Source organism: Rhodoferax sp. RT5P35 (genome assembly GCF_056521385.1).
This window is the reverse complement of record NZ_JBWMAX010000008.1, coordinates 244413-252144: the sequence shown is the minus strand read 5'-3', so window position 1 is coordinate 252144 and position 7732 is coordinate 244413. Positions and strand designations below refer to the sequence as shown.

Genomic DNA, 7732 nt, shown 5'->3' with positions numbered 1-7732 from the left:
TCAAGGATGTGCTTGAGCGGTTATTGGCGCATCCGAACAACCGGATCGAGGAGCTGTTGCCGCATCGTTGGGGCAACGCCGGCTGACCTCGTCAAGATGGGATGGCTGGACGCTTACGCACGGGCGAACGCATGCGCCATCCCTTCGCTGTCCCTGCTGGGTGGCGTGGTGGTCCATTGGTCGAACTGCTTGCGTAAGGTCACGGGCGTGGCTCCTGTGAATGGCTAGGCTTTGAAGGGTAATCGGTAGGGATGGATGGGGCAAGCTGCTGGTGTGGGTACCCCGCCTTATCCGGGCGCTTGACTCCCTGCGCAGCAGCGTCCACGATGGCACAAGCTGTGCGGTTTGTGCAGCCGCAATACGAAGGACTCCATGAAGAAGAAGGCCATCTCCGGCCCTGCTGCTGTTGCGTGGGTGCTCCTTTTCATCACAGCCTCTACATGTGTCTCCGCCGATTACCTAATCTTTGTCTGGATCATTGTCCCTCTGCTCTATGCCAGCAGCCGCGCGGGCTCTGACTAGGCCAAAATGTTCGCCTGAAGTACACCCCAACTGCACAGCCGCAATGCTCTGGAATAGTGTCCGGCTGGGGTGGCTTTACTTATTGATTGACACATTCCTGATTGACTCTTAGAATCAATCCGTACACAACTACACCGGACGGATTGACCATGAGCACCAGCGCAGCAACCAGCACCAACCCAGCAGCCACAGCTACGCCAGTAGAGTCCAAGGGCCACACCGTGGGTTACATCCGAGTGAGCAGCCTGGACCAGAACAGCGCTAGGCAGTTGGACGGCATCCACACGGATAAGACCTTCACCGACAAGGCCAGTGGGAAAGACACACAGCGGCCCCAGTTACAGGCCATGCTTGAGTTCGTGCGTGCTGGTGATACGGTCCTAGTCCACAGCATGGACCGCTTGGCCCGCTCCCTTGGTGATCTAGAGGGGATCGTGAAGGGTCTCACGGCCAAAGGTGTTGCGGTGTCGTTCGTTGCGCAGGGAATGACCTTCACCGGGGATGACTCGCCCATCAATACGCTCATGCTCCAGTTGCTGGGTGCTGTGGGTCAGTTTGAACGATCTTTGATCCTGGAGCGCCAAAGGGAAGGTATCGCCATTGCCAAGACCAAAGGCGTTTACAAGGGCCGTAAGGCTTCCCTAGATGCCGATGGCGTAGCAAAACTACAGGTCATGGTGAAGGAGGGCAAGCCCAAGGCGCAGATAGCGGCTGCGCTGGGTATCTCCCGCACCACGCTTTACGCGAACCTAGCGAAGTAGCCCGTAAAGCTCGCAACAACGCCATCTGGGCCTCCCTCTACGCTCTTTCCCGTGCCCAGCACGCAGCCATGGGCAACCCTATGAACACCGTATTGTGCTGGTCTGATTCCCCCGGACACCTCGATAGGTGGAATCCACCTGGACGAGAAATATGACCAAGAAGCAAAGACGAACATTCAACGCGGAGTTCAAGCTGCAAGTCGTGCAGATGATTCGCGAGCAGGGCTTAAGCGTGATTGAGGTTTGCCGCGACCTGAAGCTGGGCGAGACGGCCGTACGGCGCTGGCCGCCCCGGCATTGGCAAACCGCTCACCGCCGAGCAGCAACGCATCCGCCAGTTGGAGGCGGAGAACAAGCAACTGCGAGGCGACGTCGATATCCTAAAAAAAGCATCGGCCTTCTTTGCCCGCGAGCTTCGATGAGCTACCAGTTCGTCGAGCAACTGCACAAGAAGGCCGTCACCGTCGAGCGGCTATGCCGCGTGCTGGGCGTCAGCCGTTCGGGCTACTACGGTGCCCGTCAGCGCGCCAAAATTGCGCCCAAGGCTTGCTTGGTCAGCACGCAATTGAAGGCCGAGTTCGCCGCCAGCGGCAAGGTCTATGGCAGCCGTCGCCTTGGTGCGGTATTGCGTGCTCAGGGGCTGCACATCGGGCGTTACCGAGTACGGCGTTTGATGCGTGAGAACAGGTTGCGGACCCTGTGGCGGCGCAAGTTCGTCCACACTACCGATAGCGGTCATGCGCTGCCGGTCTCGGACAACCTGCTGGCACGGCGCTTCAATCCGAACCTCCCCAATCAGGCCTGGGTGAGCGACATCACTTACATCCGCACGCGCAGCGGCTGGCTGTACCTGGCGGTAGTGCTGGACCTGTATGCGCGCAAAGTCGTGGGCTGGGCGATGGCGCCGACCATGCATGCCGAGTTGGTGTGCGCGGCGCTGCAGTTGGCCATCGCGCAGCGCCACTCCGCGCCAGGGCTAATTGTTCATTCTGACCGGGGCAGCCAGTACGCCAGCGCGCTGCACCAGGCGCTGCTGGCGCGCCACACTCTAGTCGGAAGCATGAGCCGCAAGGGCAACTGTTGGGACAACGCGGTGATGGAGCGCTTCTTCCTGAGCCTCAAGACGGAGCGGGTCTGGCAGCGCGACTACGCCAACCACGCCGAGGCAATGACAGACATCGCTGACTACATCGTGGGCTTCTATAACAGCGTACGGCTGCATTCCAAACTGGGCAACTTGCCACCCAATGCCTTCGAACAGCAATCGGCAATCAAACAACCTATCGTTGTGTCCGAAAAAACTTGACCAGCACAGCTAGCAGCTTTGCCAGATCCGGGGTTATTGCGCTTAGGGGTTCGGGGTTAGCTTGGCAGCGCTTGGCCTCAAAGTCTGCCAGCCATTCGGCCCGCTTCAGGGTTGCTAATAGGACCGCCTCTTTGCGGTCGCTAGTTCCCAGTGAGGGGTTCACGCGTGACTTGCCGTAGGTCTCGTGTAAGTCGTCGGGAACAATAATTTTGACGTACCAGCGACTACCCCGTTGGTTCAAACCCTCGACTTTTGCCATGTCTTTTCCTGTGGTCATTTTTGAGTAAGTGACACAGGCAAGTGATACAAAAGGGGCTTGTAAGTCCTTGATAACACTTAAGTTATTGAGTTTAAAGGACTAATTGAAATGGGGGTTGACGAACCTTACCCCGGCACTGGCTCCACAGTTAGGGCTGCTTGGTTCCCCACCTGACCCGGTTGGCCGCTTCACCATGCGGGAAGGTCCGTCAATCAATATTGTAAGCGAGGATATGAGCCCCTTGCGGCGGCTGGGTGGTCCATGTGGCAGTTAGTCGATGCGGGCATTCAGGTGTTGTTTTGCTACATTTATCGGGCGGTGGGCTTGTTTTGTCTAAATGTTATCGTTAACATTTGGCTGTTTTTGGATAAAACGCCATTTTTTAATCTACGGAGACATCCATGCCCACCCATTCCACCCCCGTTATTACTGCTTTGCGGGTGATTCCTGTTGCGGGGCGCGACAGCATGCTGCTGAATCTGAGCGGTGCACACAGCCCGTTTTTTACCCGCAATTTGCTGATCCTGACCGACAACGCAGGCCATACCGGTGTGGGCGAGGTACCGGGTGGCGAGAAGATCCGCCAGACGCTGGAAGATGCCAGCGCGCTGGTGGTCGGCCAGCCCATTGGCTCGCACCAGCGCGTGCTGCAGCAGGTGCAAAAGCAGTTTGCCGACCGCGATAGTGGCGGGCGCGGGCTGCAAACCTTCGATTTGCGCACCACCATCCACGCGATCACGGCCATCGAGTCCGCGCTGCTGGATTTGCTGGGCCAGCACCTGGACGTGCCGGTCGCCGCCTTGCTGGGCGAAGGCCAGCAGCGCGATGCGGTGGAAATGCTGGGTTATTTGTTCTACGTGGGTGACCGCACCAGAACCGATCTGCCGTACGTGGCTGATCCCGGTGCCGATAACGACTGGTTCCGTCTGCGCCATGAGGCCGCGATGACCCCCGATGCGGTGGTGCGACTGGCCGAAGCCGCCCACGAACGCTATGGTTTCAACGACTTCAAGCTCAAGGGCGGCGTGCTGCGTGGCGAAGAAGAGATACAGGCCATGCACGCGCTGCACGCCCGCTTTCCCGAGGCCCGCGTCACCCTGGACCCGAACGGCGGCTGGTTGCTGAAAGACGCGGTGCGCCTGATGCGCGACATGCGCGGCGTGGTGGCCTATGCCGAAGATCCGTGCGGGGCCGAAGACGGCTTCTCGGGCCGCGAGGTGATGGCCGAATTCCGTCGCGCTACTGGCCTACCCACGGCCACCAACATGGTCGCTACCGACTGGCGCCAGCTCAACCACGCGCTGTCGCTGCAGTCGGTGGATATTCCGCTGGCCGACCCGCATTTCTGGACCATGGCGGGTTCGGTGCGGGTGGCGCAGACCTGCCGTGACTGGGGCTTGACCTGGGGCTCGCATTCCAACAACCACTTTGACGTGTCGCTGGCCATGTTCACCCACGTGGCGGCGGCAGCACCGGGCCGCGTAACCGCTATTGACACCCATTGGATCTGGCAGGACGGCCAGCGTCTGACACAAGAGCCGCTGCAAATCCAGGGCGGCCTGGTGCAGGTGCCCAAAAAGCCGGGCCTGGGCGTGGAACTGGACATGGTCGAGGTGGAAAAAGCCCACCAGCTTTACCTGCAGCACGGCCTGGGCGCGCGGGACGATGCCATGGCCATGCAGAGCCTGGTGCCGGGTTGGAAGTTCGACCCCAAGCGCCCTGCGCTGGACCGTTGAATCTGCTGGTACCGTCGACAGCCCGACAAGTAGAAAACCACCATGACCGCCATCATCGGACCAGACTGCCGCCCCAGCCCCCAGCCGCTCTTGCGCCGCATGTTCGACGCCGCCGTGGCCGCCGCCCAGCCCGCGCTGTGCCTTCCGCCGCACCTCCCGCCGCCGCCCAAGGCCCGCACCATCGTTATCGGTGCGGGCAAGGCCTCTGCAGCGATGGCGCGGGCGCTTGAGGACCACTGGAGCGGCCCGCTGGAAGGCCTGGTCGTCACGCGCTACGGCTACGACGTGCCGTGCCAGCGCATCGAAATTGTGCAGGCCGCCCACCCGGTGCCCGATGCCGCAGGGCTGGCAGCGGCGCAGCGCATCCGCCAGTTGGTCACCGGCCTGACGGCGGATGACCTGGTGATTGCGCTGATTTCCGGCGGCGGCTCTTCGCTGCTGGTGGCTCCCGGCGAGGGGCTAACCCTGGCAGACAAGCAGGCCGTGAACACCGCGCTGCTGCACAGCGGAGCCAGTATTTCCGAGATGAACTGCGTGCGTCGCCACCTGTCCAGCCTGAAGGGCGGACGGCTGGCCGCCGTGTGCCACCCCGCACAGGTGCTGACGCTGCTGATATCCGATGTGCCGGGCGATGACCCCATCGACATCGCCTCTGGCCCCACCGTGGCCGACCCAACCACCTGCGCCGATGCGATGGCCATCGTAGACCGTTATCGCATCGCGGTGCCGCCCGCGGTGCGCAGCTTGCTGGAAAGTGGTGCGGGCAGTACGGGCGAAAGCGTCAAGCCCGGCGACCCGCGCCTGGCGGGCATCCAGACACGCATGGTCACCGCACCGCAAATCGCCCTGGAAGCCGCAGCCCAGGTAGCGCGTGAGGCCGGCATCACCCCGTACATCCTGGGTGACAGCCTGGAGGGCGAAGCCCGCGACTTGGGCAAAGCCATGGCTGGTATCGCCCGCCAGGTGGCCGTGCATGGCCAGCCATTCACCACGCCTTGCGTACTGCTGTCGGGCGGCGAAACCACCGTTACCCTGCGCGGCACAGGCCGGGGAGGGCGCAATGTCGAATTTTTGCTGTCGCTGGCGGTAGCGCTGAAAGGCCTGCCGGGTGTCTATGCACTGGCCGGTGACACCGACGGCGTGGACGGGGCCGAAGAAATCGCCGGAGCCGTCGTCACGCCCGACACCTTGGCCCGCGCCTGGGCCTTGGGCACCAACCCGCGCAGCAGCCTGGACAACAACGACGCGCACAGCTTCTTTCAGGCGCTGGGCGATTCCGTGGTGACCGGGCCCACGCTGACCAACGTGAACGACTTTCGCGCGATCCTGATTGAGGGCTAGCCGCGTCCTAAAAGGGCTTTGCTAGCCCTTTAGAATCCTGGCATGTCTTATCTCGTGCTCGCCCGCAAGTACCGTCCGCGTAATTTCTCTGAAATGGTGGGGCAGGAGCACGTGGTGCAGGCCCTCAGCAACGCCCTGACCACCCAGCGCCTGCACCATGCCTACCTGTTCACGGGTACGCGCGGCGTGGGCAAAACCACGGTGTCGCGCATTCTGGCCAAGTCGCTCAATTGCCAGGGCCCCGATGGCACCGGTGGAATCACCGCCAGCCCTTGTGGTGTCTGCAGTGCCTGCACTGATATTGATAGCGGTCGGTTTGTAGACTACACCGAACTGGACGCTGCTTCCAACCGGGGCGTGGACGAAGTGCAGGCCCTGCTGGAGCAGGCCGTGTACAAGCCGGTGCAGGGCCGCTTCAAGGTCTTCATGATCGACGAAGTGCACATGTTGACCAACACCGCGTTCAACGCGATGCTGAAAACCCTGGAAGAGCCGCCCGAATACCTGAAGTTTGTACTGGCCACCACCGATCCGCAAAAAGTGCCGGTCACCGTGCTGTCGCGCTGCCTGCAGTTCAACCTGCGCCCCATGGCTCCCGAAACTGTTCTGTCTCACCTGACCCAGGTGCTGGCTCTGGAGGCCGTGCAGGCTGAAACCGGTGCGCTGCGCCTGCTGTCCCGCGCGGCCCGCGGCTCGATGCGCGATGCCTTGTCGCTCACCGACCAGGCAATTGCCTTTGGTAACGGCCAGCTGGAGGAAACCACGGTACGCCAGATGCTGGGCAGCGTGGACCGCAGCTACGTGTTCCGCTTGATCGACGCGCTGGCCCAGGGAGATGGCAAAACCGTGGTCGAAACCGCCGAAGCCTTGCGCCTGAACGGCCTGAGCGCCGCCTCCACCCTGGAAGAGATGACCAACGTGCTGCAACGCATGGCCGTGCTCCAGGCCGTGCCCGGCATGCCAGTAGATGAGACCGACCCCGAAGCCGCCGATACCGCCCGTTTGGCCCAAGCCATGCCAGCGGATGAGGTCCAACTGCTCTACAGCATGTGCCTGCATGGCCGTGCCGAGCTGGGCTTGGCCCCCGACGAATATGCCGCCCTCACCATGGTACTGCTGCGCCTGCTGGCCTTCAAGCCGGGTAGCCCGGTGCGCCAATCGGCGGAAAAAAAAACTCTGAATGAGCCGCTGCGGGCACCCATGCCGCTGCCTGCGCCTGTGGTTTCTGCTGCGGTCAAGCCCGCCATAGCTCCCGCACCACCACCCGTGGCTGCGCCGGTTGCCGCTGCAGCGCCCCAGGTACCCGTGCTGCCTACTGTGCAAGAATTGCCCGTGCGCGTACAAGCCGAACCCAGCGAACGTTTGCAAGCGCGCACGGTTACGGTGGCCGCGCCCCCGGTACACACTGCAGACGGCGATTACTGGCACGCCACGGTGCAGCAGCTGATCGCTGCCGATGCCGTGGGCGGCCTGGTACGCGAGCTGGCTTTGCAGTCGCAACTGGTAGCGGTAGATGGCGGTCATTGGCGGCTGCGCATCGAACGCGAATCGCTGAGCCAGCCCATGAGCCGCGAGCGCCTGCGCGTGGCGCTGGAGTCCATCACCCCCAACGCCACGCTAGACATTGAAATTGGCAGCGTGGCCGACAGCCCGGCCAAGCGCAATGCCGCAGTGGCCAATGAAAAACAGCGCATCGCCGAAGAGATCATTCTGGGCGATCCGCTGGTGCAATCCCTGATGCGCGATTTTGGTGCGAAAATCGTGCCAGGAACGCTAAAACCCGTTTAACTTCAATAACTTACCCAGG

General features: G+C 62.0%; 6 protein-coding genes and 1 other RNA gene. 5 read left to right on the top strand and 2 right to left on the bottom strand.

The window, feature by feature from the left end; translation table 11 throughout:
• The first annotated feature begins 671 nt into the window (after positions 1-671).
• Entirely contained in the window at positions 672-1283 is a 612-nt protein-coding gene (locus tag AC097L_RS15005) for a recombinase family protein (protein ID WP_479587316.1), read from the top strand.
• A 151-nt stretch (positions 1284-1434) separates the two neighbouring features.
• Positions 1435-2589, top strand: coding sequence for an IS3 family transposase (locus AC097L_RS15000; RefSeq protein ID WP_479587313.1), 1155 nt, complete (start codon positions 1435-1437; stop codon positions 2587-2589).
• Here AC097L_RS15000 and AC097L_RS14995 read toward each other — a convergent pair.
• Together AC097L_RS14995 and ffs are read right to left on the bottom strand one after the other, a co-directional pair.
• Positions 2564-2848 carry a DUF6538 domain-containing protein gene (locus AC097L_RS14995; RefSeq protein WP_479587310.1) on the bottom strand — a complete coding sequence of 95 codons (285 nt, stop codon included), beginning with the start codon at positions 2846-2848 and terminating at the stop codon, positions 2564-2566. The genes AC097L_RS15000 and AC097L_RS14995 overlap by 26 nt on opposite strands.
• Positions 2849-2962: 114 nt before the next feature.
• Positions 2963-3058: signal recognition particle sRNA small type (ffs, locus tag AC097L_RS14990), an RNA gene on the bottom strand.
• A 191-nt stretch (positions 3059-3249) separates the two neighbouring features.
• Here ffs and gudD point away from each other — a divergent pair.
• Genes gudD through dnaX form a run of 3 tightly spaced genes read left to right on the top strand, consistent with a single transcriptional unit; the run spans position 3250 to position 7713 of the window.
• Positions 3250-4584, top strand: coding sequence for a glucarate dehydratase (gene gudD / locus AC097L_RS14985; RefSeq protein ID WP_479587307.1), 1335 nt, complete (start codon positions 3250-3252; stop codon positions 4582-4584).
• 42 nt (positions 4585-4626) lie between these two features.
• A complete protein-coding gene (locus AC097L_RS14980) occupies positions 4627-5925 on the top strand; it encodes a glycerate kinase type-2 family protein (protein WP_479587304.1) in 1299 nt (432 codons plus the stop codon).
• A 42-nt stretch (positions 5926-5967) separates the two neighbouring features.
• Complete coding sequence (gene dnaX / locus AC097L_RS14975) at positions 5968-7713, top strand: DNA polymerase III subunit gamma/tau (RefSeq protein ID WP_479587302.1); 1746 nt, start codon at positions 5968-5970, stop codon at positions 7711-7713.
• The last annotated feature ends 19 nt before the right edge of the window (positions 7714-7732 follow it).

Excerpts from the sequence above, each read along its gene's own strand:
- AC097L_RS15005 (WP_479587316.1), top strand. The coding sequence starts at position 672 with ATGAGCACCAGCGCAGCAACCAGCACCAACCCAGCAGCCACAGCTACG.
- AC097L_RS15000 (WP_479587313.1), top strand. The coding sequence starts at position 1,435 with ATGACCAAGAAGCAAAGACGAACATTCAACGCGGAGTTCAAGCTGCAA.
- AC097L_RS14995 (WP_479587310.1), bottom strand. The coding sequence starts at position 2,848 with ATGGCAAAAGTCGAGGGTTTGAACCAACGGGGTAGTCGCTGGTACGTC.
- gudD (WP_479587307.1), top strand. The coding sequence starts at position 3,250 with ATGCCCACCCATTCCACCCCCGTTATTACTGCTTTGCGGGTGATTCCT.
- AC097L_RS14980 (WP_479587304.1), top strand. The coding sequence starts at position 4,627 with ATGACCGCCATCATCGGACCAGACTGCCGCCCCAGCCCCCAGCCGCTC.
- dnaX (WP_479587302.1), top strand. The coding sequence starts at position 5,968 with ATGTCTTATCTCGTGCTCGCCCGCAAGTACCGTCCGCGTAATTTCTCT.